Below are 23,333 nucleotides of genomic sequence, written 5' to 3' on the forward strand. Positions count from 1 at the left end.
CATCGTGGCCATCTCTCCCCAACCCGCTCCGGCGGGTTTTTTCATTTCCACCACCTGAAAGGCAACCATGGCCATCGAAACCACCGCCGCCGGCGGCGCACTGATCAAACTGTTTGGCGTGCCCGTGCTGGCCGGCGCCGCCGCCACCTCGCTGGGCTTCATGTTCATGTGGCCCCAGTCGACGAAGGAGGCGTTCATCCGCTTTTGCTCCAGCATCATCATTTCCACCTTTCTCGGTCCGTTGCTCGTGGCGGCCGTGCTGTCCTGGTGGCCCAGCCTGTTCGATAGCGCGAAGACCGTGGCAGGCCTGTATGGCGGCGATCCTGCCACGGGCTTTCTCTTCATCGCCGCACCGCTGATGGTGGCGGCCGGCTTGCCCGCCTGGTGGGTGCTGGGCGCCTGCGTGCGCTGGTTCGACAAGCGCCGCGGCAAGGATATCGGCGAACTGGCGGCCGATGCGGCCGCTGTCGTCAAGGATGTGCGAGGCGTGCTGTGACAGGCGCCCAATTGATACAGATCATGCCGCTGGCCGGCCATCGCGCTAACCTGTTCCTGGCGTACTTGAATGCGGCGATGGCGGAATTCGGCATTAATACGCCGCTGCGCCAGGCGGCGTTCCTGGCGCAGGTGGGCCACGAGTCTGGCCAGTTGCGCTATGTGCGCGAACTGGCCAGCGGAGCGGCGTACGAGGGACGTGCCAATCTCGGTAATGTCGTCGCCGGCGACGGTGTGCGTTTCAAGGGCCGCGGCTTGCTGCAGGTGACGGGACGCGCCAATTATGCGGCGTGCGGCGTGGCGCTGGGGCTCGACTTGCTGGCCAGGCCGGATTTGCTCGAGCAGACGGCCTATGCCTGCCGCTCGGCGGGCTGGTTCTGGCAATCGCGTGGCTTGAACGGACTGGCCGATGCGGGCGACCAGGAAAAGGTGACGCGCCGCATCAATGGCGGCGTCAATGGCCTGGCCGAGCGCCTGGCCCTGTACCAGGCGGCGCGCAAGGTGCTCGCATGAAGCCGCCATTGGTCGTGCTGGCCATGCTGCTGTTGCTTGGGGCGGCCGTGTTTTCCGCCCAGCGCTGGGGCCGCGAGGCGGGCCGTGCCGCCTGCACCGTGCAAGTAGAGGCGATGCAAGCGGCGTCGCGGCGCCAGAATGATGCCTTGAAGGTGATGCGCGAGGAGGGCGCGCGCCGCTCTGCGCGGGTCCAGCAGGCGCTGGCCGGTGCGCAGGCCGGGCAGGCGGACGCGCAGGCGGCTGCGGCCCGCATCCTCGCGCTGCAGCCCGATGGCGACGCCTGCCGCGCGGCCGAGGCATTGATCGCCAGCGAGTTGCCATGAAGCCGTCGATGAGGCCATCGTCCAGGAGGGCACCAGACGTATCCGGCGTATCAGGCTCGCCGCGCGATGGCCTTCTGTTTGCCTGCCTGTTGTTTGTTGTCTTGCTCAGCGGCTGCGCGGCAGGGCCAGCGGCGCCGGAAATGTGGCCGGTAGCTCAGCCGTGCATCACGTCGCGCCCAGTGGCGCCGGCCTTGCCGCCGGTGCCGGCCCGCGGCATCTTTGTGCAAGTGCAAGCGCTGCTGGCGCGTGAACACTTGCATGCCGCCTATGCACGGCAACTGGAGGCGCTGCTGGATGCTTGCGCCAGCAACTGAGCAACTGAGCCGCTGGACTTCCATTTTCTGGATTTTTGCTTTCAGTTGTCTTCTGGCGCATGACGCCTGACAAAATCGTAGCGAGCAGAAGCAAGGCTTGGCCCCTCCGCTGGATCAAGAAGCACGACTGTACGAAGGTCGGGGGACGCCGCGTCAGTGAGCATCGCAGATCGTCAATTCCACATGCGGCAGGTTTTCATAGCGCATAGCGGTTCTTGGCCCACCTCCTGCCACCGGCTGGTGCGAAGGGCGCGCTGGCATGCCAGAAAACAGTGCGTCCGGTGCCTGACGTTGCGATGGTGACGGGTTTTCGCACAATGGCTGTATACAATTGGCCTGGCACGAAGCGTGCATGGCTTTCCTTGCCTGTCCCATCTCAAGGAGCTTCGCATGTCTCATCCGCCGCTGTCGTATTCCTGTCGTCCAGCATTCCTTTCCGCATCTATCCCCGACCATCGCGGTTGTTGCATGACAGGAATGGGAGCGTAAATGGCCTCGCCCCGCTTGAAGTCCATCCACCGCCGCAGTGCCGGCGCCACCGTGCCAGCCATATCGCCTGTCGATGAAATACTGCCTGCCGGCAAGCTATTTACCCTGGGGCTGCAGCATGTGCTGGTCATGTATGCGGGCGCCATTGCCGTGCCCTTGATCGTGGGACGTGCTCTTAAACTGTCGCCGGAGCAGGTGGCGGCGCTGATCAGCGCCGATCTGTTCTGTTGCGGCCTGGTGACCCTGATCCAGTCGCTGGGACTCGGCAAATACTTCGGTATCCGCCTGCCCGTGATGATGGGCGTGACCTTTGCCGCCGTCAGCCCCATGCTGGTCATGGCCGGCGATCCCGCCCTGGGCATCACCGGCATCTTTGGCGCCGTGATCGGCGCCGGCGTCGTCTCCATGCTGATCGCCCCCTTCATCAGCCGATTGCTGGCGTTGTTTCCGCCCGTCGTGACGGGCAGCATCATCGCCGTGATCGGCGTGTCGCTGATGCGCGTGGGCGTCAACTGGGCCATGGGCGGCCCGCCGACCATGGCGCAAATTGCCGACCCCGCTTTCGTCAAGATGGCCGCTGCTGCCACGGCGGCCGGCTTGCCTGCGCCAGCCGGGCCCGCGCCCATGATCGCCAATCCCGGCTATGGCGCGCTGGACAACATGGGTATCGCCTTCTTTGTGCTGGCCGTCATCTTGTTGGTGGCCAAGTATGGACGCGGTTTCCTGTCGAATATCGCCGTATTGATCGGCATCATCGCGGGCATGGCCCTGTCATTCGCGCTGGGCAAGGCCGATTTCGCCAAGGTAGCCAGCGCCCAGCTGTTTGCCATTGTCACGCCGTTCCAGTTCGGCATGCCCACGTTTGACCTGGTCGCCATCGTCACCATGAGCCTGGTGATGATCGTCGTCATGATCGAATCGCTGGGCATGTTTCTGGCGCTGGGCGACATGACGGACAGGCGCATCACGCAAGCCGACATCAGCCGCGGTCTGCGGGTCGATGGCCTGGGCACGTTGATCGGCGGCATCTTCAACACCTTCCCTTACACCTCGTTTTCGCAAAACGTGGGCCTGGTGGGCGTGACGGGCGTGCGCAGCCGCTGGGTCTGCGTCGCGGCCGGCATCATTTTGCTGGTGATGGGCGTGATCCCGAAGATCGCGCAGGCGGCCGAAGCCGTGCCCGCGTTCGTGCTGGGCGGGGCAGGGCTGGTCATGTTCGGCATGGTTGCCGCCACAGGCATCCGTATCCTGGCCGGCGTCGATTACAAGAGCAATCGCAACAACCTGCTCATCGTGGCCCTGTCGATCGGCTTCGGCATGCTGCCCCTGGTGGCCGAGCAATACGCGCAGCACATGCCGAAAGCCCTGTCGCCGCTGTTGCATAGCGGCATCTTGCTGTCGGCCATCGTTGCCGTGCTGCTGAACCTGTTCTTCAACGGGTTGGTGTCAAAGGAGGAAGCGCAGGACAAGGCCAGGTAGAGCAGCCACGGCAGCGAGTGACGACGATATGCCAATTGCCGGGCAAGATGGTGTAATCGGTATCACTTGTGCTAGAATCTTGCCGCGCTGCCCGGATGGTGAAACTGGTAGACACTGGAGACTTAAAATCTCCCGCCTGTAAGGGCGTGCCGGTTCGATTCCGGCTCCGGGCACCACGAACAAAAAACGCATAACGTCAAAAAATCTGCTTTCCTCTCTTTTCATCGGGGAAAGCAGGTTTTTTTTCGTCTGTCAGAAATGCAAAATGGCACGTAATACCGCCAAATGCTGCTACCATTTGCCCAAATTTACCAATGAATTTACCAAAATGGCAGCTCCAGTCAATATCCTGGAACAGGACCTCCGCGCCATCAAGCGAGTGACCAGGCCGATGTTCACCTTTACGTCGCCCCGTTGCACTGGCAATGTGCTCGCAGGCCTTGAACTCATGCACATGATCCACAAGAAGCCGTTTGCAATCGATAGCGCCGATGATATCTTGGTCGCCAACCAATTTTATGCACTCGCTGCGCAGGATCGGCTGATTTGAGGCATGGCAATATCTGCTTAAAAAATCTCCCTCAGATCAGCGACGGGATAAAACTGTTTACTTCGATCCACCAGATAAATCGAAATTGACTTGCGGCCCGCAGCAGCAACGAAGAAATCAGTCGAAGGAATGAATGCAGTCAATAGAAATATTTATGCAACATTTGCCTTGACATGTGTGGTGTGGTCGGAAATATAATGCCACATTAAGATATTTTCACTCTTTTATGGCGCCACTTCGAGAACTCATATTGAACATTGAACATTGAACATTGAACATTGAAGATTGATTCGATCAATAAACATGATGCCGTGCTGCTCTAGTTCTGCATGTTTTATCTCCTAATTATTTCAGGAAATTAAAAATAATTAAATGCACATCAAAATTTGTTGATTGTTGATTGTTGATTGTTGATTGTTGATTGTTGATTGTTGATTGTTGATTGGTAAAACTATGGAAGGCGCATTTTAAAATCTTGGAAATGTTTTATTCTGAAGAGAAAATGCGGATTCCACACTGGGAAATGTTGTGTAACGATAAAGGTGATCGATATAAGAGATGTTTTCGGTCATGGCGCGATGCCATCTGATTCGCCACGAAATTTGATAAATTAAAAATAGGATTAATAATGAAGCGTCTTTTTGTTTTTTTACTTGCTGCAATGTTGCCCATTTCTTCCTTTGCAGCCTACCAGTGTGACGTTAAAGTAATCAAGGTGCTAATTTATTCTAATGGAAATGTAAATGTTCTGCATTCAGGCCGCAATGACTATACCGTAGTTTGCAACTTAAATTCGACTTTCGGCGAAGTCTCCCCAACTACTTGTGCGATGTGGGCTGCAATGCTGCAGTCCATAAAGAAAAAGGATGGAAATGCAAATTTCTATTTTAACGGCGATGGTACATGCGCTACGATGAATACCTACGACAGCGCTCCAGTTCCAGCGTATATCGGGGATATCTGAACGTATTTTCCTGTTTGACGATCACCAAAATTGCCCGTCCCGCAGCATGACCGGCATATTTAGTAAGTGAAATGTCACCATAGAAGGCGTGATATGGTAATACGCGAAGGCGACGCTAATTTCGAAGGTGCTGTCGCGTTGTAGATCCGGGAACGAAATTTCCCCGGAATGGCGCTGCCGCCTTCAAACTGGACGGATCTGTCCTGCCAGCGAATAGAATTGGTCGGCGAATGGCATCACAACTGTGCGACCCATTGCGAACTGGCCCTGGCGGATCATGTGCATGAGCTCGATGCCTGCAATCACGGAGCCGGCGCAGTGGAATGATTTGAAGTTGAACATCGGTTTGGTGGCTCGCTTGATAGCACGGTGGTCCTGTTCCACGATGTCGTTGGGAGATTTGACCAGGCGCACGAGAATCGGCACGCTCCGGCTGGCATTGACCGCGTTGATGGCTTACTTGTTGGTTCCGCTCTTGTCTGTTAGTGGGATTAAATGGCATTAAATTGCCAATCGACGTTGCAAGTTGTTGATATGTCGTGATATTTGATTCCGGCTCCGGGCGCCACGGTTTGCAGACATGGCAAGATACGCATAAACCCGCACTTCTCCCACGAGAGTGCGGGTTTTTTGTTGCATTTGAGCTTGCGTGCGACGCCCGAATGGCCGAATAGCCGAATGCCGTCCGGCTCGCACCGAACGGCATTCTGTCTGCCTAATTTCTCTTGACGCGAGTCAAGTCAACCCAACCCTCAAAACGACGCCTTGAACTGCACCCCATATGTGCGCGGCTCGTTGACGATGCCGGTCAGGTTGTCGAAATCGATCGCGCCCAGCGACTGGATCTGGTTGGTGATGTTGCGGCCGTAGGCAGCGATTTCGTATTTGTCCCATTTGTAGCCGACCCGCAAGCCGCCTTCCAGCAATTCCTTGGCCTTGTATTCCTTCGCTTCATACAGGAAGAAGTTGTAGCTGGTGCGGTAGGACCAGTCCGTGTAGGCGAAGAATTCGCCGTTGGCGACGGGGATGCTGTATTTCAGGGTGAAGTTGGCTTGCCACTCCGGCGCGCGCGGCAGCGGATTGCCGTCGATGTAGGCCGTGCCTTTGAACGGACCCAGCGGGTCGGTGACGGTACAGCCGCTGGCCGGGTTGTTTTGCGCATTGCCGCAGCTTTGCACGAACAGCTTCTTGTCCTGGATTTCCGTGTGGTTGTAGCTGCCGCCCAGGGTCATGCTGAGCGAGTCGCTGAGGTTGGCCTGGAAGTCCAGTTCCACGCCCTGGCCCGTGGCCTTGTCCGCGTTGATCAGCTGGTTCATGTTGACGGCGCCGCTGCCGGCCGTCAATTGCTTGTCCTTCACGCGGTACTGGAACACGGCCAGGCTGAGGCGGGCGCGCTTGTCGAACAGGTCTTGCTTGATGCCGGCCTCGACGGACAGCGCTTTTTCGGCGCCGGCAAACGAAGGGCGGTCGGCCAGGCCGTTCAGCCGGCCCTGCATCGACGGCGCGCGGTAGCCGGTGGCGATGCGCGCGTAGGCGTTCGTTTCCGGCGTCAGCACATAAGTGCCGCTCAAGTCCCAGCTGACGTTGTGCGAGGTGTCGTTCAGGTTGAACGGACCGGCCGTGGTCGCTTCCACTCGCTTGGCCGAGAAATCCTTCTTGTCCGTCGTGTAGCGCAGGCCGGCGCGCAGTTTCAGCGCGTCGGACACCGTATAGTTGAGCGAGCCGAAGGCCGCGTAAGACTTCGAGCTCTGGTTTTGCGTGGCGTAGGCGCTGTTTTGCGGATTGCCCGGTGCCAGGCTGTTGAAGCTGATGCTGTCGATCTGGATGTCTTCCTTGAAATAGAACAGGCCGGCGATCCATTGCAGCGGTCCCTTGGCGCTGGACTCGGCGCGGAATTCCTGCGAAATCTGCTTGTGGTCCGGAATCACGTCGGCCGTTTCCACGACGAAGGGGATGAAACCCGGGCCCATCGGGGGCGCGTACACGGCGCCGTAGCCGCCGTCGACGTCGGCGCGGCTGTAGAAATCGAGTTTTTCATAACCGGTGATCGAGTGCAGGGTCACGCCGTCGAGGTCCCATTTCAGGCGCATGCTGCCGCCCTTGGTTTTCAGGTGCTGGCGGTTAATGCCGTCCGTGGGATAGGAGCCGTAGTCGAAATTGTCGACCAGGTCGTTGGTACCCTGTTTCAGGATGTTGGCGCGGAACAGCGTCGCCGTGCCATCGAGGTTGCGCGCGTGCACGTTGAACAGGGCGCTGAAGTCGCGCGTGGGCTTGACCAGCACCTGCAGGCGGGCGGCGCTGTCTTCATAGCCTTCGAAGTCGCGCGTGCCGGTGGGGCGCGGGTTGTGCACGCGGTCGTCGCGGCGCTGTGTCTGGCCGGAAAAGCGCAAGGCCACGGTGTCGCTGACGGGCACGTTGAACGCGCCTTCCAGGTTTTTCATGCCATCCTTGCCGAAGCCGCCGCTCAGGTAGCCTTCCGTCTTGAAGACGGGCTTGGCGGAATCGAACTTGATCACGCCGGCCGGCGAGTTGCGGCCGAACAAGGTGCCTTGCGGGCCGCGCAGCACTTCGACCTGGTCCACGTCAAACACGGGGAAACCCTTCAGCATGGCGTTTTCCTGCACCACGTCGTCCATCACCAGGCCCACCGGCTGCGAGGCGTTCAAGTCGAAGTCGGTATTGCCCAGGCCGCGGATGTAGAAGCGGGGGAAGGTGCGGCCGTAGTCGGACTCGACGGAAACGCTGGGCGAGCGGCTGTTGAGGAAGCGGATGTCGGCGCCGCCGGCCGTCAGCGTGTCGAGCTTGTCGCCCTTCAGGGTGGCGATCGACATGGGCACGTCCTTGATGTTTTCCGCGCGCCGCTGCGCCGTGACGATCACCGTTTCCAGCTGCCCCGGTCCCGCCTGCGCGACGGCAGCGGCGGGCGTGCCGGCGGTCGCCGCCGGAATGCTGTCCTGCGTCTGTCCCTGCGCCATCGTCTGCAAGGGGAAGGCGGCAGTGATGGCCAGGGCGATCAGGGTGTGGCGGACTGTGCTGGCATGCGGTGTCATCATGAAACGGCTCCTATCGGTCGAGGTTGTTCGAAAGGTCCAGGCAGGCGTTGCTTGGCTGGACGAAAAGTCATGCTAGCACGGAAAGTTTTGGTATTCATGCCATTTTCCAGGCGCAACAATTCATATGAAATTCGACTGAATAGGCGAATAAAATCGTATTTGTCGTCAATATCAGGCGGGTGCATAGTGGAGAGCCGGCAGGCGTGTCCGGCCCTGCATTGTGCTGTGCCTGGCGCCACTGTTCCCTGTGGCGGCGCAAGACCAGGGCGATCTGGCCGTGCCGATCACGTCGTCACGCTGGCAATACAACACGGATGCGGCGATTTTTTTTCGCTACGGGCTTGTTGTTGCCGTGCGACAGGCCAGACTCCCGATTGCGCTGCCAGTGCGCGCTGGCATGCCGGCAGCGCGTACTCATGGAGAGGGATGGGGCGCTCAGCCGGGAATCGGCGTGCCCTGATGAAAAGCCATTTGCCAGCGGCCATCGCGCCACTTCCAGAGCGAACTGCGCCAGCTGGCGCCGGCCGGCAGGGCGGCGCTGGCGTGCCGCAGGCAATGGTAGGTGACGAAGGCCGCGTCATCGGCCAGCCAGCGGACCTGGAACTGGCTGATGCTGCGCTGGCAGAATTGCTCCTCGGGCAGGTCGGCGAGGGTCGCCGCGCGCGTCCAGCGATTGCCCGAACTGCCGAACTCGACGAACTCGTCGGCCAGCAGCGCGGCCAGCCTGGCGCTATCGGCGCGCACGGCCTGGCTTTGCAGTGCCGTCTCCAGTGCCAGCAACTGCGCGGCCAGGTCCGCGCCGCCACGTCCTGCCGGTGGCGTCATCAGATGGGGAAGGCGCCCGCGCCCGAGACATTCAGGCAGGCAACCTTGTCGCTGGAAAAGTATTTGATCTGCCCCAGGCCGATCGCGTAGCAGCCATCGCTCAGCGGCGAGATGGGGCCCGTGAGTTTTTCGCCGTTGACGAGGGTGACCACCCACGGCGTGGTGGCCGGTTTGCCCGCGTGGGCCAGTGCGTGTTGTACGACATCGTTCATGGTGTCTCCCTTTTTTGTTGATCTACATGGCGGCCTGCTGGCCGTGCCGGATTTTCCCGCAATTCTACCGTTTCCTGGCGCCGTCCCGCATGTGCGCGCGGACGGCCGCCGCTTGATGCCGACGTTCCCGCTTTCCCGCTTGCCGGTCAGGGTTACCTGCGCCCGCTTTTTTTACACATTGACACTACAAAGGAAAACTATCGTGCCTACGCCTGATATCCGTCCAACTACGCGCATGGAGGCTGCATGAGCCATCTGCGCATCATCCACGACAATGCCGCCGACCGGGCCACGCTGGCGGCATCCAGCCAGAGCGGCGCGCTGGGCCCGGCAAACCTGCTGACGGAAGACCGCGCCCAGGTGCTGCGCTCGCTCGGCACCGCGCTGAGCATCAGGGCCATCTGGCCGACGCCGGAACTCGGCGGCTGTGTTGCGTTGCCGTTTTGCAACTTGACGCCCCTGGCCAGGATACGGGTGCGCGGCTATGCGCAGCCCGGCGACAGCGTCCCGCTGTTCGATACGGGCGCGGTGGCGGCGTGCGACTACGCACCGCTGGGCTTGTGGGACTGGGGCGCCTTGCCGCTGGGCGTGAATGCCTTCTCATATGGCGGCGGCACCTATGCGCGCGTCTGGTTTCCCATCACCAGTTTCCGGGTCCTGCTGATCGACTTGAGCGACCCGGAGAATCCGGCCGGCTTCCTGGAGGCGGCGCGCCTGGTGGTCGGCAGCTATTGGAGCCCGCAGAACAACGCCGCGTACGGCGCCGGATTGGCCCTTGTCGACACCAGCACGCAGTACCGCACGGCCGCCGGCCAGCAAAACGTGGAACTGGGCGCGCAGTACCGCAAGCTGACCCTGCCGCTGTCGAACATGACGGCGATGGATCGCGCCGGTCTGTGGCGCATCGTGCGCGGCAGCGGCCTGTCGCGGCCTCTTTTTGCCAGCCTGTTTCCCGACGACGAGGACCCTGAACTGGAACAGGCGCACCAGGTCTACGGGCGGCTGGCCAACCTGGCCGCCATCGCCACGCCGTCCTTTCAAACCTATGCCACCACCATCGACATCGAGGAAATCTGATGACTGATTTTTTACCAAGGAGAGACGGCCCTGAGCTGGCAGCTGACCCGCCTGGCTGGCCGCGCTGCCGTCGCCGGACCGCATGCGCCGGCAGCGTGCCGGTCAATGTGGCAGGAGTCCGGCCGGGCGACTACATCGTGCCGCTGCAGGACGGCACGGGCATGGGCGGCACCGCGGCGGATGCTGCCGGTATGTCGCTGGCGCAGCACCAGGCCGCCGTAGGCCGCGCGATCGCCATCGAAGCTGACGGTCACGCCTGCATTGTGGTCCAGGCCGTTTAACTGCCATGGAGGCCGGCCGCGCTTCGTGCATGTGGCGTGGCAGGCACCGATTATGAATACATTGAAAGAAAATATGATTACGACGCAAATGCAGTTTTCACTGGCGGGAGAGCAATAATGGCCGCACCGATCAATGACCGCGACCTCTTGTTGCAAGCCACGTCGCCCCGCTATGCACCCTCGCACGATGCGGGCGTGCTGCTGTCGGCCAGTTCCAGCCTGTTTGAGGTGACGCAAGGCGGCAGCGCCGCACCGGCCGAAATCGTGTTGACAGCGACCATCCTGGGCGCTTCGGGAAGCGTGCTTTTTTCTACCGCACCGGAAACGCCGCTGCGCGTGAGCGGCAATTCGGCCACCCTGCGCTATGCCGACATGGTGGCCAGCACGGTGACGGTCAGTGCCACGGCCGTGATTGACGGCCGCAGCCATGTTGGACGGCAAACCATTGCCATGTCGCGTCCTCTGGACCTGACACCGCCGCCGGCGCCATCCGGTTTGTTTACCACGGGTAAGGCTGCCACCATCGAATTGGGCTGGGCGCCGCCGCCCGCAAATTATCATCAGCTTGCCTATACCGAGGTGTGGCGTGCACCCGTGAATAATTTTGCCCAGGCGACGCTGCTGGCCCGTGCCGACGGCCGCAGCCATGTCGATCCGGTGGGCCCCGGCGCCACGCGCTACTACTGGATACGCTATGTCTCGTGGGCGAACGTGCCCGGTCCCTACAATGCCTCCTCCGGTACTGTCGGCGCCTCCGACATCGAGGTCGAGCATCTGCTGGGCGTACTGACCGCGCAATTGACGGAAAGCCAGCTGAGCAATCATCTGGGCGACCGCATTGCGCTGGTCGACGGACCGGCCACGCTGGCCGGCAGCGTGACCCAGCGCCTTGCTGCCGAGTCCCAGGCGCGTACAGCCGCCATCCAGATCGAGGCGACGACGCGCGCCACGCAGACGGGCCAGCTGTCGGCGCAGTACACGATCAAGCAGGATGTCAACGGCTATATCAGCGGCTACGGCCTGGCGACGACGGCCAATAACGCCACGCCGACCAGCCTTTTTGCCGTGCGCGCCGATACCTTCATGATCGCCAATCCCAGCGGCCCCGGCATCCCCGCCAGCATGCCCTTCATCGTGCGCGCGACGGAAACCGTCGTCAATGGCGTGACCGTCCCGATCGGGGTCTATATTGCGGACGCCTATATTCAGAATGCTTCGGTCACGAATGCCAAGATCGGCGGCGATATCTGGAGCAGCAATTACGTGGCCGGGCAGGCGGGCTGGTATTTGCAGCGGGGCGGCGACCTGTATGCGAACAATGTGCGTTTGCGCGGCAGCATCGCTGGCGGCACCTTTACTTCCTCTGCCTGGCCTGCTGCGGGAAGCGGCTTCTATCTGGGGCCGGAAGGCCTACGCCTGGGGAATAAAAATACGGGCGGTTATTTCCGCCTGGATAGCGATGGCGATATTTCCTCGCCACAGTTCCAGGTCGCTGCCGGCAATGCCACGTTTTCCGGTGCGCTGAAGGCCGCCTCGGGCAGCCTGGGCACGATCACTTCCGGCCGCCTGCAGAATGCGACGAATACGGCCTATGTGAACCTGGATGCCAGCGGCGACCAGATGTTCATCTCCATCGGCGACCAGATCGGCTTGCGGGCCAACGGTTCGGGCTACTTCTCGCGCGACATCGTGTCCGCGCCCAAGGTCGTCAAAAATGGCACGCTGGCGATCGATGTCGGCTGGGTCGGAAATATATCGGGCAATCTTGTGCCATTTACCGTGTATATCGATACAGGTCACGATTTTGCCGTCGGGTGGCATACCACCGCTGGTGATACCTTTCTGGCCAATGCCACCATTTCCTTCGGCGGCAGCAGTTCGGGGGGCGGCTGCAACGGGTTTGGCGAGTCGACGGTGGTCGTGGGCGATGGCCTGGCAACTGCCACAGGCTTGTATCCGATCGATAACCGTATTTATATACGATATACCTGGACGCCAGTCCAGGGCAGCGGCAGGATATACCCCGCAACTCTGGATTGGAAGCTGGTTAAAGTATGAGGGAAAGCGGCGGCTGGCAGGCTTGGCATGCCGCCGCATGCCTCACGCGTCGGCCAGCAGATTCTTCGGCAGGGCGACCGACACCAGCTTCCAGCGCCACAGGCCGTCGCGCGCCAGGGTCAGTTCGCCGATGTGGCTCTTGCTGTGGGAGCGCTGCACGACGACGCTGTCCCAGGACGTGTAGTGCAGCTTGTATTCGGGCTTGTTCTTGCGCTTGCGGCCGCTGATGTCGCTGACCTTGGCGATGGGATGTTCGTAGCGGTCGTTAAGCTTCATCAAGGCGACTATGCCTTCGGGCATCAGCATGGTGTCGAGCAGCGGGTCGATGACGTCCGGGTCGATGTCGTCGGCCACTTCCGGCGCGGAAAACAGGGTGTGCAGTTGGCTGCCCAGGCTGCCGCGCAACTGGTCCAGGTCGATATGCGCGGCCAGCGCCTGCGTATCCTCGTCCATGGTGGCTTCACGGATCTGGTTCATGGTGAAGTACGGGCTGCCATAGAAGACGCCGGCCAGCGCGACCAGTGCCACTAGGGCGAGAAGCAACATTCTTTTCATCGTGCAATCTCTCGGATGCCTGGCGACCCGGTGCGCCTGAAGTGTTGGCATTCTACATAATATTTCTCAAAATCAATATAGCGGTTTAGGTAATTGTTGTTCTAGATCAATATTTCTTTACATGAGCTCTGGCGGCAGGGTGATATCCGCCAGCCGCCAGTCCCAGATGCCATGGCGCCGCAGCAGGAACTGGCTGGCGGCGGGGCCGGCGCCGGAGCGCCGCAGCACCACTTCGTTCCACGAGCGGTAAGCCATGCCGAAGTCGTGGCGCTTGCCATCGGCGCCGTGCTTGCCGTGCAGGATCAGGACCGTGATGCCGGGCGGCGAGACGATGGTGTCGAGCATCTCTTTCAAGTCTTCCTCGCTGGCCGTTTCGCCGGCCGCACGCAGCTGGCGTGCCACGCTGGCGCGCACGGCGGGCAGGTCGGCGTGCTGCGCCAGGGTGTCCAGGCGCACGGATTTGGCGGCGATGCTGATGCGGTACATGGCGATGTAGGGGCTGACCCAGGTGAAGCCGATGGCGGCAACGGCAAAAATGATCGCGGTGGCGTACTTTCTTTTCATGGTCTGTGTCTTCGGATGAGCTGTGCCGCCGTGATTTTACCCGGCCAGGGCCGGCGGATGGTGTAGCATTCGTGCCGGCGCGGACCATCGCGCCGCCAGCTGTATTATTGAGGACAACCATGAATATCACTATCAATCAGGTGCTGCAGTCGTATATCGACCCGCTCACCGCCAGCGAATACGCGGCGCTCGAGCGCAGCCTGCTGGCAGAAGGCTGCCGCGACGCGCTGGTGCTGTGGAACGACGTGCTGATCGACGGGCATAACCGCTACGCCATCTGCCGCCAGCACGGCATCGAATTCAAGACCATCCAGAACACCAGTTTTACCTCGCTCGACGACGTCATGCTGTGGATGATCGACAATCACCTGGCGCGCCGCAGCGTGTCGGACTTCCAGCGCGGCGTGCTGGCCTTGCGCAAGAAGGAGATCGTCGCCGCGCGCAGCCCGGCGCCCGTCAGCGCGGCCGACGCGCCCGATGGCGAAAACGCGCCCAAGCCGGCCATGAGCACGCGCGAAGAGGTGGCCAAGGCGGCGCGCCTGAGCAGCAACCAGATCAGCCAGATCGAGAAGATCCAGAAGGCGGCCTCGCCGGAGCTGGTGGAAGCTGTCCGTTCGGGCACGATTTCCATCAATGCGGCGGCCACCGTGGCGTCCTTGCCGCCGGAAGAGCAGGTGGCGGCCGTCGCCGGCGGCAAGAAGCTGTTGCGCCAGGCGGCCAAGGAAATCCGCGAACAGCGCGCCGCCACGCGCACGCCGCGCGAACCGAAAGTCCACGTGCCGCAGGACACGCCGGAAACGGGCAACGAACCGTGGGCCGAGAACGCGGCGCAGGCGCCGTCCGAAACGGAGCGCCTGCGCGCCGAGATCGCCAGCCTGAAACAGCGGGTGGCGCAACTGCAGGCGGACAACGTGGAGCTGAACCAGCGCATAGCCGCCCTGATCGACGCATCGTAGGGCACCCGCTCACACCGCGCGCGTCGCGCCGTGCGGCGTGCCATGCTCACCGGCCCGGCGCCGCCGTATCCAGTACGGTGGCGCTTCCTGGCCACAAGGGGGCATCGGGCCGCACTGCGGCCCGCGACGGTTTTGTCAGGTGCCGTGACTGTATTTCTGGAGCCGTACATGCTACATCGCAGTGATTTTTTCGCCGCCATCGCCTGCGGCATCGTCGCCAGCGCCCCCGCGCTGGCCGCACCCGCTGCCTCCGCTGCCGTTCCTGCCGCCGAGATGGTCCGCTGGCAGGCGCAGGCTGCCAACGTCAGCATCGCGCGCGACACGTGGGGCATTCCCCATGTGACGGGCAAGAGCGATGCGGACGCCGTCTTCGGCCTGATGTATGCGCAGGCCGAGGACGATTTCCCGCGCGTGGAACTCAATTACATCAACGCCATGGGACGCCTGGCGGAAGTCGAGGGCGAGCAGGAACTGTACCGCGACCTGCGCATGAAGCTTTTCATCGATCCGCAGGAGCTGCAGGCGCAGTACCGCGCCAGCCCGCCGTGGCTGCAAAAGCTGATGCAGGCGTTCGCCGATGGCCTGAATTTTTACCTGGCCACGCATCCGCACGTGAAACCAAAGTTGATCACGCATTTCGAGCCGTGGATGGCCTTGAGTTTTAGCGAAGGCAGCATCGGCGGCGATATCGAATCCGTCAGCCTGGCGCAGCTCGAAGCATTCTATGGCCAGCAGGCCAGGCCCGCCGCCCTGGCGCTGGCCAGCCTGGAAACCGGGGCGGAATCCGGCATGGACCCCGAGCCGAGCGGCTCGAACGGCTTTGCCATCGCGCCCGCCATCACGCGCAATGGCCATGCGCTCCTGATGATCAACCCGCACACCTCGTTCTACTTCCGCCCCGAAGTGCAAATGACCAGCGGCGAAGGCTTGAACGCGTATGGCGCCGTCACCTGGGGCCAGTTCTTCGTCTACCAGGGCTTCAATGAACGCGTGGGCTGGATGCACACGTCCGGCGGCGGCGACGTCATCGACGAATACCTGGAAAGCATCGTCGACAAGGATGGCGCGTGGCACTACCGCTACGACGGCGCGCTGCGTCCCTTGAAGGCCGTGCCCATCACCTTGCCCTATAAACTGGCCGGCGGCGGCATGGGCAGCAAGACCATGACGGTCTACTACAGCCACCACGGCCCCATCGTGCGCGCGCAGGACGGTAAATGGGTGGCCGTGCGCCTGATGAACGAACCGTTGAAGGCGCTCACGCAGTCGTACACGCGCACCAAGGCGCGCGACTACGCGGCGTTCTACAAGACGATGGAATTGCGCACGAATTCGTCGAACAACACCGTGTATGCGGATGCGGACGGCAATATCGCTTATTTCCACGGCAATTTCATTCCCGTGCGCGACCCGCGCTTCAACTGGAAGCAGCCCGTCGACGGCAGCGACCCGGCCACCGAGTGGCAGGGCTTGCACACGGTGGCGCAAACCATCACCCTGTTCAACCCGAAGAATGGCTGGATACAGAACACGAATAACTGGCCGTATTCGGCGGCCGGGGCCAGCAGCCCGCGCCAGCAGGACTACCCCGCCTACATGTCCGTGTACGGCGAAAATGCGCGCGGCCTGCATGCGGTGAAGGTCTTCCGGAACCGCACGGGATTCACGCTCGACAGCCTGATCGCCGCTTCCTACGACAGCGAGCTGACGGCGTTCGAAGCGCTGCTGCCGCCGCTGTTCGCCGCCTGGGATGCGCTGCCGGAGCATGCCCCGCAAAAGCTGGCGCTGGCGCCAAAGATCGCGCTGCTGCGGGCCTGGGACTGGCGCTATGCGCTGGACTCCACGCCCACCTCATTGGCCGTGTTCTGGGGCCAGGAACTGGCGGAGCTGACGGGGAAACAGGCGAGGGAGCAGGGCGTGCCCGTGGTCGACTTCATGGCGACGGACAAGGTCACGGCGGCGCAGCGCCTGGCCGCGCTGGCGACGGCGGCCGACAAACTGCAGCGCGAGTTCGGCAATTGGCAAGCGCCGTGGGGCGAGATCAACCGCTTCCAGCGCCTGACGGGCGACGTGGTGCAGCCGTTCGACGATGCGAAGCCCAGCTTGCCCGTGCCCTACGCCTCGGGCAACTGGGGCGCGCTGGCCGCGTATGGCCAGAGCAGCAAGAGCACGACGCGCAGGATTTACGGCGAACGCGGCAACAGCTTCGTGGCGGCCGTGGAATTCGGTCCGCGCATCAGGGCGAAAAGCATACTCGCCGGCGGCCAGAGCGGCGACCCGGCATCGTCGCACTTCAGCGACCAGGCGGCCATGTACGCGCGCGGCGAATTCAAGGACGTGCTGTTTTATCCCGAGGACGTGGCCCGGCACCTGGAGCGCAGGTACCGGCCGGGGGAGTGAACGGTGCTGTTCATGGCAACAATGTGTCGGATTACGCTTCGCTAATCCGACCTACGGTATCGCCTGGCATGTAGGTCGGATTAGCGGCGGCACGCCGCGTAATCCGACACTGCTCACTTAAATCGCGTCGAGCGCCGTGCGCAGGTCGTGGCGCAGGTCCTCGATGTCCTCGATGCCCACCGAGAGGCGGATCAAGCCGTCGCCGATGCCCAGCCGGGCCCGCTGCTCGGGCGGAATGCTGGCATGCGTCATCAGGGCGGGGTGCTCGATCAGGCTTTCCACGCCGCCCAGGCTTTCGGCCAGGGCAAACACTTCGCAGCGCTCGAGGAAGCGGCGCGCGCCCGCCAGGTCCGTATCGAGGTCGATCGAGATGATGCCGCCGAAACCATCCATCTGGCGCCGCGCCAGCGCGTGCTGCGGGTGCGACTCCAGCCCCGGATAAAACACGGTGCGCACTTCCTTCTGCTGTTCCAGCCACTGCGCCAGCGCCAGGGCGCTCTGGCAATGGCGCTGCATGCGGATGGCCAGGGTTTTCACGCCGCGCAGGGCGAGGAAGCTGTCGAACGGCCCCGCGATCGCGCCCACGGAATTTTGCAAGAAGCCCAGCTGCTCGCGCCATTCCGCCTGGCGTTCTTCCCCGCCGACGATGGCGATGCCGCCGATGATGTCCGAGTGGCCGTTCAAATACTTGGTAGTCGAGTGCACGACGATGTCGAAGCCGTGTTCCAGCGGGCGCTGCACGAGCGGGCTGGCAAACGTATTGTCGGCCACGGCGATGATGCCCCGTTCGCGGCAGATGTCGGCGATCGCGCGCAGGTCGGCCAGTTTCAGCATCGGGTTGGTCGGCGTTTCGACCCACACCATCTTCGTTTCGGGACGCAGCGCGGCCAGCAGGTTTTCCGGCTTCGTCAAGTCCACGTAGCTAAAGTCATGGCCGGCCGAGCGGCGGCGCACGCGCTCGAACAATCGATAGGTGCCGCCGTACATGTCGTCGCCGGCGACGATATGGCTGCCCGCGTCCAGCAATTCCAGCACGGACGAGATGGCGGCCAGGCCCGAGGCGAATGCGAAGGCGGCGCTGCCGCCTTCGAGGTCGGCGACGCAGCGCTCGAGCGCCCAGCGCGTGGGATTGTGCGAGCGGCCGTAATCGAGGCCCTTGTGCACGCCGGGGCTGTCCTGCACGAAGGTGGAGGTGGCGTAAATGGGCGGCATGATGGCGCCCGTCGACGGGTCGGGCGACTGGCCTGCGTGGATGACGCGCGTGGCGAGATGGCTCTTGCGGGGTGTTTGCTGGCTCAAGATAGTGTCCTGCGTAAGTGGTTGAGAAGGTCGAAGCGGGTGATCAGGCCATAGAACGCGGCATCGTCGGCGACGACGGCCGTCAGGCCCCGGTCCAGGGTGGCGCGCAGGGCGGGCAGACCGCTAGACGGCGCCAGGGTTTCGATCTGCGTCGTCATGGTGGCGCCCACGAGGCCCGCGAAATGCGCGGCGTCGCCGGAGACGTGCAGCAGCAGGTCCGATTCGTCGATGATGCCCACCAGCTGGCCTGCCTCGATGACGGGGAGCTGCGCCAGGTCGCTCGAGCGCATGCGGTTGAAAGCCGTCAGCAGGGTGTCGCCTGGCGCCACGCTGACGACGTCGCCTTCGTCGTAGCGGCGTCCGATCAGGTCGCGCAAGTCGCCCGAGCGCGCCCGCTGCAGCAGGCCCTGGTCGCGCATCCAGCCGTCGTTGTAGACTTTCGACAGGTAGCGCGTGCCCGTGTCGCAGACAAAGGTGACGACGCGCTTCGGGCTCGTCTGTTCGCGGCAGTACTTGAGGGCAGCGGCCAGCAGGGTGCCGGTGGACGAGCCGCCTAAAATGCCTTCGGCGCGCAGGAGGGCGCGCGCGCTGTCGAAGCTTTCCTGGTCCGTGATCGTATAGGCCTTCGTCACGCTGCCCATGTCGGCGATCGACGGAATGAAGTCTTCGCCGATGCCTTCCACGGCCCACGAGCCGCTCGTGTCGCTGACCTTGCCCGTGTCGATGTATTCGGTGAGGATGGAGCCTTGCGGGTCGGCCAGCACGAATTCCAGCTTCGGCTGCGCCTTGCGGAAGTAGCGCGTCAGGCCCGTCAGGGTGCCGGACGAGCCGACGCCGACGACGATGGCGTCCACGTCATGCCCGCTCTGTTCCCAGATTTCCGGGCCCGTCGTCGTTTCGTGCGCCAGCGGATTGGCCGGATTGTTGAACTGGTCGGCGAAGAAGGCGCCCGGCAGTTCGCGCGCCAGGCGCGCCGCGTAATCCTGGTAGTACTCGGGATGGCCCTTGCCCACGTCCGAGCGCGTGGTATGCACTTCGGCGCCCAGCGCCTTCAGATGCAGCACTTTTTCCGTCGACATCTTGTCGGGCACGACTAAAATCACGCGGTAGCCCTTGATGCGTCCCACGAGGGCCAGGCCGATGCCCGTATTGCCGGCCGTCGCTTCGACGATGATGCCGCCCGGCTGCAGGCGGCCGTCGGCTTCGGCCGCCTCGATGATGGACAGGCCGATGCGGTCCTTGATGGAACCGCCGGGATTTTGCGATTCCAGTTTCAGGAACAGCTGGCACAGGCCCGTGTCGAGCCTGGTCACTTCGACCAGCGGGGTATTGCCGATCAGCTTGTATAACGCTGGCGGCTGGGGTGGGGATGGCATTCGATCATTCATGGTGGCTCCTGTCAGCGAAACAGCCGCTCCGGATTGTGTCCCGAGCCGCCTTCCGTGCAAAAGGGCGGAGTGTAGGCGCGGGACGGGGTGCTGCGAACGAATGTTTATCTGCTTGCATATGCGGCTTTCGCATATGGGCAGCGGCTTTCACCATGCGAGTATGCGCCGTTTTTTTGTGCCATGCAGCGCTGACGGCGCATGTATTAAGCTGCCGCAAGCTTGCCATTGCGATTTATAATCACGCCTCGAAAAGATACTAAATAGTATTGAAATTACTCAGACAGGGCAGGCGGCAGTGGCAAAACTTTATTTCCGGTATTCCGCGATGAACGCGGGCAAGTCGACGGCCTTGTTGCAAGTCGCACACAACTATGAAGAGCAGGGCCAGCAGGTGCGCCTGTACACGGCCGCCATCGACAGCCGCTACGGCGTGGGCCGCGTCACGTCGCGCCTGGGACCGCAGCGCCAGGTCGATATCTTCCATGCCGACACGAATTTCCTCGACGATATCCCGCAAGTGGCTTGCCTGCTGGTTGACGAAGCGCAATTCCTCAGCACGGCGCAAGTGCAACAACTGCACCAGCTGGCGCAAGTGAAGGGCGTGCCCGTCATCTGCTATGGCTTGCGCACGGATTTCAAGGGCGCACCGTTCCCCGGCTCGGCCTATCTGCTGGCGCTGGCGGACGATATCGAGGAGCTCAAGAATATTTGTACCTGCGGCAAGAAAGCCACGATGAATATCCGCGTGGACGAGCAGGGCCGCCGCATCAAGGAAGGCGAGCAGATCAGTATTGGCGGCAACGAAGCGTACCGCCAGGCGTGCGGGCGCTGTTTCTACGCGTAAGTTTCTACTCGCACACTTACTCGGCCACGGGCAGTCCCACGTCGGCGTCGTCCGACAGGGCCAGGTCGCCGCGCTCGAAGGCGGCCAGGATGTCGTTGGCGCGCGCCAGGTCTTTTTCGCGCACCAGCACGCGCGCGCCGCCGATGGCGGGCGCCAGCAGCAGGTTGGCCTGCATGTGCTGGTCGTCGGTGAGGATGACGTCGATGCCGGCCGCTTCCAGGCAGCCGCGGATGACGTGCGCATCCGTGGGGATCATCAGCCGGGCAATCAAAACATAGTCGTTGTGCATCGCGTCTCCTGGTGCATGGATAACTGCATCTTAGCACCAGGCGGCTGCGGGCCGTCGCTTACAGCTTGAACACGCCCACCACCTGCGTCAGGTCCTGCGCCTGTTCCTGCAGCGCTTCGGCGGCCGCGGCCGCTTCTTCCACGAGGGCCGCGTTCTGCTGGGTCACCTGGTCCATCTGGGCGATGGCCTGGTTGACCTGTTCGATGCCGCTGCGCTGCTCTTCGCTCGCCTGCGCGATGTCGGCCATGATGGCGCTGACCTTGCGCACACTGGCCACCACGGTATCCATGGTGGCGCTGGCCTGATTTACTTGCGTGTGGCCCAGGTCCACCGTGCTGGCGGAGGCCTGGATCAGGTCCTTGATGTCCTTCGCCGCCGCCGCCGAGCGCTGCGCGAGCGTGCGCACTTCCGTGGCCACGACGGCAAAGCCGCGTCCCTGTTCGCCGGCCCTGGCCGCTTCCACGGCCGCGTTCAGGGCGAGGATATTCGTCTGGAAGGCGATGCCGTCGATGACGCCGATGATGTCGGCGATCTTGCCCGATGAACTGCGGATCGCTTGCATGGTGCTGCTCACCTGCGCCACGGCCGCGCCGCCTTCGGCAGCCAGGGTCGACGATTCGCGCGCCAGGCTGCTCGCCTGTTGCGCGTGCTCCACGTTCTGCTTGACGGTCGAGCTCAGCTCTTCCATCGAGGCGGCCGTTTCTTCCAGCGAACTGGCTTGCTGTTCCGTGCGGCTCGACAGGTCAAGGTTGCCGCTGGCAATCTCGCCCGAGGCCGTGGCGATCTGCCCGGCGCTGCCGCGCACCTTGCCCACCACTTGCGACAGCTTGTCGCTGATACGGTTCATGGCGCGCAGCAGGCGGCCGATCTCGTCTTCGCTGCGCGTGTGCAGCTGGACCGTCAGGTCGCCGTCGGCGATCTGCGCGGCGGCCGCTTCGGCCTGCGCCAGCGGACGCGAGACGAGCACGCGCACCAGCCAGTACAGCAGCAGGGCGAAGACGAGCAGGGCGATGAAGCCGGAAATGGCCAGCTGGTTGCGCAACTGGCGCGCCTCGAGCGTGATTTCGTCCGTGAAGGTGCCGCCGGCGATGATCCACTGCCAATCCTTGAACTGGCGGTAATACAGCTGCTTTTCGCGCGCGCTGGCGCCCGTTTCGCCCGGCGCCGTCCACGTGTAGCGCATGGCGCCATTCTTTTGCGCCAGCATGTCCTGGATGAACAGGCGGCCGTCGCTGGCCTTGAAGTCGAGCGCGCTCTTGCCCTCGCTGTTCGGGTGCAGCACCATGTGGCCGTAATTGGCGCCCGGCGCCGTGTCGACGATATAGATGTAGCCGGTCTGGCCGATCTTGACCTGGCGAATCTTGTCTTTCAGCATGGCTAAGTTCTTGCTGATGTCGAGGCCGATGAACAGCACGCCCACCACCTTGCCGCCCGCATCGCGCACGGGATCGTACTGGGTGATGTATTGCTTGCCAAACAGGGTAGCCATGCCGATGAAGCGCTGGCCCGCGCGCAGCGGCGCATAGCTGGGGTGGTTATGGTCGAGCTGGGTGCCGATGGCGCGCGTGCCATCCTGTTTCTTCAGCGATGTGCTGATGCGCACGAACTCGTCGCCGTCGGCGGCGAAGATGGTGGCGATGGCGCCGGTCTGCGCCGTATAGCGGTCGACCAGGGCCGTGTCGAGGTTCAGGACCTTGGCGCCATTGCTGAGCGCGGGCGTGGCCTTGCCGGCCACGGCCACCAGGGCGCCCGTGTCGACGGCAAACGGGCCGGGAAACTCGGCCGCGAACAGGCGCGCGAAGCTGGCCGCTTCGTTGACCATGGCTGTATGGAACACTTCGGTGGTGGTCATCACGCTATCGAGTTCGCTGGTGACGGCCGCTTCGGCCCGCTGTTCCAGCACCGTGGACGTGCTGATGCTGATCAATGCCGTCAGGCTGGCCAGGATCAGGCTGACGAGGCAGAACGTGAAGACGGTGATCTTGCCGCCGACGCTCCAATGGCGCGGATGAAGGGAAAATGTTTGCATAAGGATGGTCGTATCAAGTCTTGGGTGGGCTAAGCAGCGCGCACACGCCATGCGCATCGCCGCGGGCAAGCAGGCAATGGGGGAAGGGCAATCTGCGGAAGCTGGTACGGCTGGAAAGGGGCAAGGCTGGGCTGTGGCGATGTCAACAGCCGGTCAAGCAGGGGGCGATGATAGCATGGCGCTTGCGTTTTGTTACTAAGTGTTTCCCGTAAGAATGATTAAATGCGCAAAAAACGTCACCTGGATCAAGAAAGGCAAAGATGGTGTATTGACTTTTTTGGCGATCTGCGGGGTATTTTCCGGTGGCGGCTTGCGCGCCGCTTGCAGGCGGCGGCCTCATCACGGATGTTTCACTTTGTAATTAATGGAACGGGGC

At 62.5% G+C, this 23,333-nt stretch carries 22 protein-coding genes, 1 tRNA gene and 1 pseudogene; 14 read left to right on the forward strand and 10 right to left on the reverse strand.

All coding sequences use genetic code 11. The features are described 5' to 3' along the window. The first annotated feature begins 67 nt into the window (after positions 1–67). From YQ44_RS09220 to YQ44_RS28170, 8 genes are all read left to right on the forward strand, one after another. Complete coding sequence (locus tag YQ44_RS09220) at positions 68–496, forward strand: hypothetical protein (protein WP_071323118.1); 429 nt, start codon at positions 68–70, stop codon at positions 494–496. 11 nt (positions 497–507) lie between these two features. After that, positions 508–1,008, forward strand: coding sequence for a glycoside hydrolase family 19 protein (locus YQ44_RS09225; RefSeq protein ID WP_442905905.1), 501 nt, complete (start codon positions 508–510; stop codon positions 1,006–1,008). Further along, positions 1,005–1,331, forward strand: a complete 327-nt coding sequence (locus tag YQ44_RS09230; RefSeq protein ID WP_156894748.1) for a hypothetical protein — start codon at positions 1,005–1,007, stop codon at positions 1,329–1,331. The genes YQ44_RS09225 and YQ44_RS09230 overlap by 4 nt, the downstream gene beginning before the upstream one ends. 140 nt (positions 1,332–1,471) lie before the next feature. Then, positions 1,472–1,645: a hypothetical protein gene (locus YQ44_RS28765; RefSeq protein ID WP_156894749.1), complete on the forward strand. Its 174-nt coding sequence runs from the start codon at positions 1,472–1,474 to the stop codon at positions 1,643–1,645. Positions 1,646–2,134: 489 nt separating this feature from the next. Further along, entirely contained in the window at positions 2,135–3,613 is a 1,479-nt protein-coding gene (locus YQ44_RS09235) for a nucleobase:cation symporter-2 family protein (RefSeq protein WP_071323121.1), read from the forward strand. Between the two features lie 89 nt (positions 3,614–3,702). Beyond that, positions 3,703–3,789, forward strand: a tRNA-Leu gene (locus YQ44_RS09240). Between the two features lie 89 nt (positions 3,790–3,878). Further along, positions 3,879–4,163, forward strand: a complete 285-nt coding sequence (locus tag YQ44_RS29750) for a hypothetical protein (protein WP_156894750.1) — start codon at positions 3,879–3,881, stop codon at positions 4,161–4,163. A 628-nt stretch (positions 4,164–4,791) separates the two neighbouring features. Further along, positions 4,792–5,127: a hypothetical protein gene (locus YQ44_RS28170; protein WP_156894751.1), complete on the forward strand. Its 336-nt coding sequence runs from the start codon at positions 4,792–4,794 to the stop codon at positions 5,125–5,127. A 183-nt stretch (positions 5,128–5,310) separates the two neighbouring features. Here the strand turns inward: YQ44_RS28170 and YQ44_RS09250 are convergent. From YQ44_RS09250 to YQ44_RS09265, 4 genes and pseudogenes are all read right to left on the reverse strand, one after another. After that, positions 5,311–5,607: pseudogene (locus YQ44_RS09250) on the reverse strand (DDE-type integrase/transposase/recombinase); the annotation flags it as partial. Positions 5,608–5,879: 272 nt separating this feature from the next. Beyond that, on the reverse strand, positions 5,880–8,177 hold the full coding sequence (locus YQ44_RS09255) for a TonB-dependent receptor (protein WP_071326359.1): 2,298 nt from the start codon (positions 8,175–8,177) through the stop codon (positions 5,880–5,882). 438 nt (positions 8,178–8,615) lie between these two features. Continuing rightward, entirely contained in the window at positions 8,616–9,005 is a 390-nt protein-coding gene (locus YQ44_RS09260) for a nuclear transport factor 2 family protein (RefSeq protein WP_071323124.1), read from the reverse strand. Next, the gene (locus YQ44_RS09265) at positions 9,005–9,217 is read right to left on the reverse strand and encodes a hypothetical protein (RefSeq protein ID WP_071323125.1); all 213 of its coding nucleotides are present in this window, start codon (positions 9,215–9,217) and stop codon (positions 9,005–9,007) included. The genes YQ44_RS09260 and YQ44_RS09265 overlap by 1 nt, the downstream gene beginning before the upstream one ends. 246 nt (positions 9,218–9,463) lie before the next feature. Between YQ44_RS09265 and YQ44_RS09270 the strand changes: the two genes are divergently transcribed. The 3 genes from YQ44_RS09270 (at position 9,464) to YQ44_RS09280 (ending at position 12,633) form a co-directional block, all read left to right on the forward strand. Next, on the forward strand, positions 9,464–10,294 hold the full coding sequence (locus YQ44_RS09270; RefSeq protein WP_071323126.1) for a hypothetical protein: 831 nt from the start codon (positions 9,464–9,466) through the stop codon (positions 10,292–10,294). Continuing rightward, positions 10,294–10,575, forward strand: a complete 282-nt coding sequence (locus tag YQ44_RS09275) for a hypothetical protein (RefSeq protein WP_156894753.1) — start codon at positions 10,294–10,296, stop codon at positions 10,573–10,575. Before YQ44_RS09270 ends, YQ44_RS09275 begins: the two co-directional genes overlap by 1 nt. Positions 10,576–10,692: 117 nt before the next feature. Then, positions 10,693–12,633, forward strand: a complete 1,941-nt coding sequence (locus YQ44_RS09280; RefSeq protein WP_071323128.1) for a phage tail tip fiber protein — start codon at positions 10,693–10,695, stop codon at positions 12,631–12,633. Positions 12,634–12,675: 42 nt separating this feature from the next. Here YQ44_RS09280 and YQ44_RS09285 read toward each other — a convergent pair whose 3' ends face one another. Continuing rightward, the gene (locus YQ44_RS09285) at positions 12,676–13,179 is read right to left on the reverse strand and encodes a DUF2939 domain-containing protein (protein ID WP_198043897.1); all 504 of its coding nucleotides are present in this window, start codon (positions 13,177–13,179) and stop codon (positions 12,676–12,678) included. A gap of 126 nt (positions 13,180–13,305) precedes the next feature. Continuing rightward, the gene (locus tag YQ44_RS09290; protein ID WP_071323130.1) at positions 13,306–13,752 is read right to left on the reverse strand and encodes a DUF2939 domain-containing protein; all 447 of its coding nucleotides are present in this window, start codon (positions 13,750–13,752) and stop codon (positions 13,306–13,308) included. Positions 13,753–13,871: 119 nt separating this feature from the next. On the opposite strand from YQ44_RS09290, the gene YQ44_RS09295 reads away from it, so the two are divergent. Continuing rightward, positions 13,872–14,708 carry a hypothetical protein gene (locus YQ44_RS09295; RefSeq protein ID WP_071323131.1) on the forward strand — a complete coding sequence of 279 codons (837 nt, stop codon included), beginning with the start codon at positions 13,872–13,874 and terminating at the stop codon, positions 14,706–14,708. A gap of 168 nt (positions 14,709–14,876) precedes the next feature. Next, on the forward strand, positions 14,877–17,108 hold the full coding sequence (locus YQ44_RS09300; protein WP_071323132.1) for a penicillin acylase family protein: 2,232 nt from the start codon (positions 14,877–14,879) through the stop codon (positions 17,106–17,108). A gap of 117 nt (positions 17,109–17,225) precedes the next feature. On the opposite strand, the gene YQ44_RS09305 is transcribed toward YQ44_RS09300, so the two are convergent. After that, positions 17,226–18,407, reverse strand: coding sequence for a trans-sulfuration enzyme family protein (locus YQ44_RS09305; protein WP_071323133.1), 1,182 nt, complete (start codon positions 18,405–18,407; stop codon positions 17,226–17,228). Then, positions 18,404–19,795, reverse strand: coding sequence for a pyridoxal-phosphate dependent enzyme (locus tag YQ44_RS09310; RefSeq protein WP_442905907.1), 1,392 nt, complete (start codon positions 19,793–19,795; stop codon positions 18,404–18,406). Before YQ44_RS09310 ends, YQ44_RS09305 begins: the two co-directional genes overlap by 4 nt. 325 nt (positions 19,796–20,120) lie before the next feature. Here YQ44_RS09310 and YQ44_RS09315 point away from each other — a divergent pair, with 325 nt between their 5' ends. After that, the gene (locus tag YQ44_RS09315) at positions 20,121–20,639 is read left to right on the forward strand and encodes a thymidine kinase (RefSeq protein ID WP_232251206.1); all 519 of its coding nucleotides are present in this window, start codon (positions 20,121–20,123) and stop codon (positions 20,637–20,639) included. Positions 20,640–20,655: 16 nt separating this feature from the next. Here YQ44_RS09315 and YQ44_RS09320 read toward each other — a convergent pair whose 3' ends face one another. Then, positions 20,656–20,928 carry a putative signal transducing protein gene (locus YQ44_RS09320; RefSeq protein ID WP_071323136.1) on the reverse strand — a complete coding sequence of 91 codons (273 nt, stop codon included), beginning with the start codon at positions 20,926–20,928 and terminating at the stop codon, positions 20,656–20,658. 58 nt (positions 20,929–20,986) lie between these two features. Continuing rightward, positions 20,987–22,957: a methyl-accepting chemotaxis protein gene (locus tag YQ44_RS09325; RefSeq protein ID WP_071323137.1), complete on the reverse strand. Its 1,971-nt coding sequence runs from the start codon at positions 22,955–22,957 to the stop codon at positions 20,987–20,989. Positions 22,958–23,333: the final 376 nt, after the last annotated feature.

The organism is Janthinobacterium sp. 1_2014MBL_MicDiv, assembly GCF_001865675.1.
In the GTDB taxonomy this organism is placed as follows: domain Bacteria; phylum Pseudomonadota; class Gammaproteobacteria; order Burkholderiales; family Burkholderiaceae_D; genus Janthinobacterium.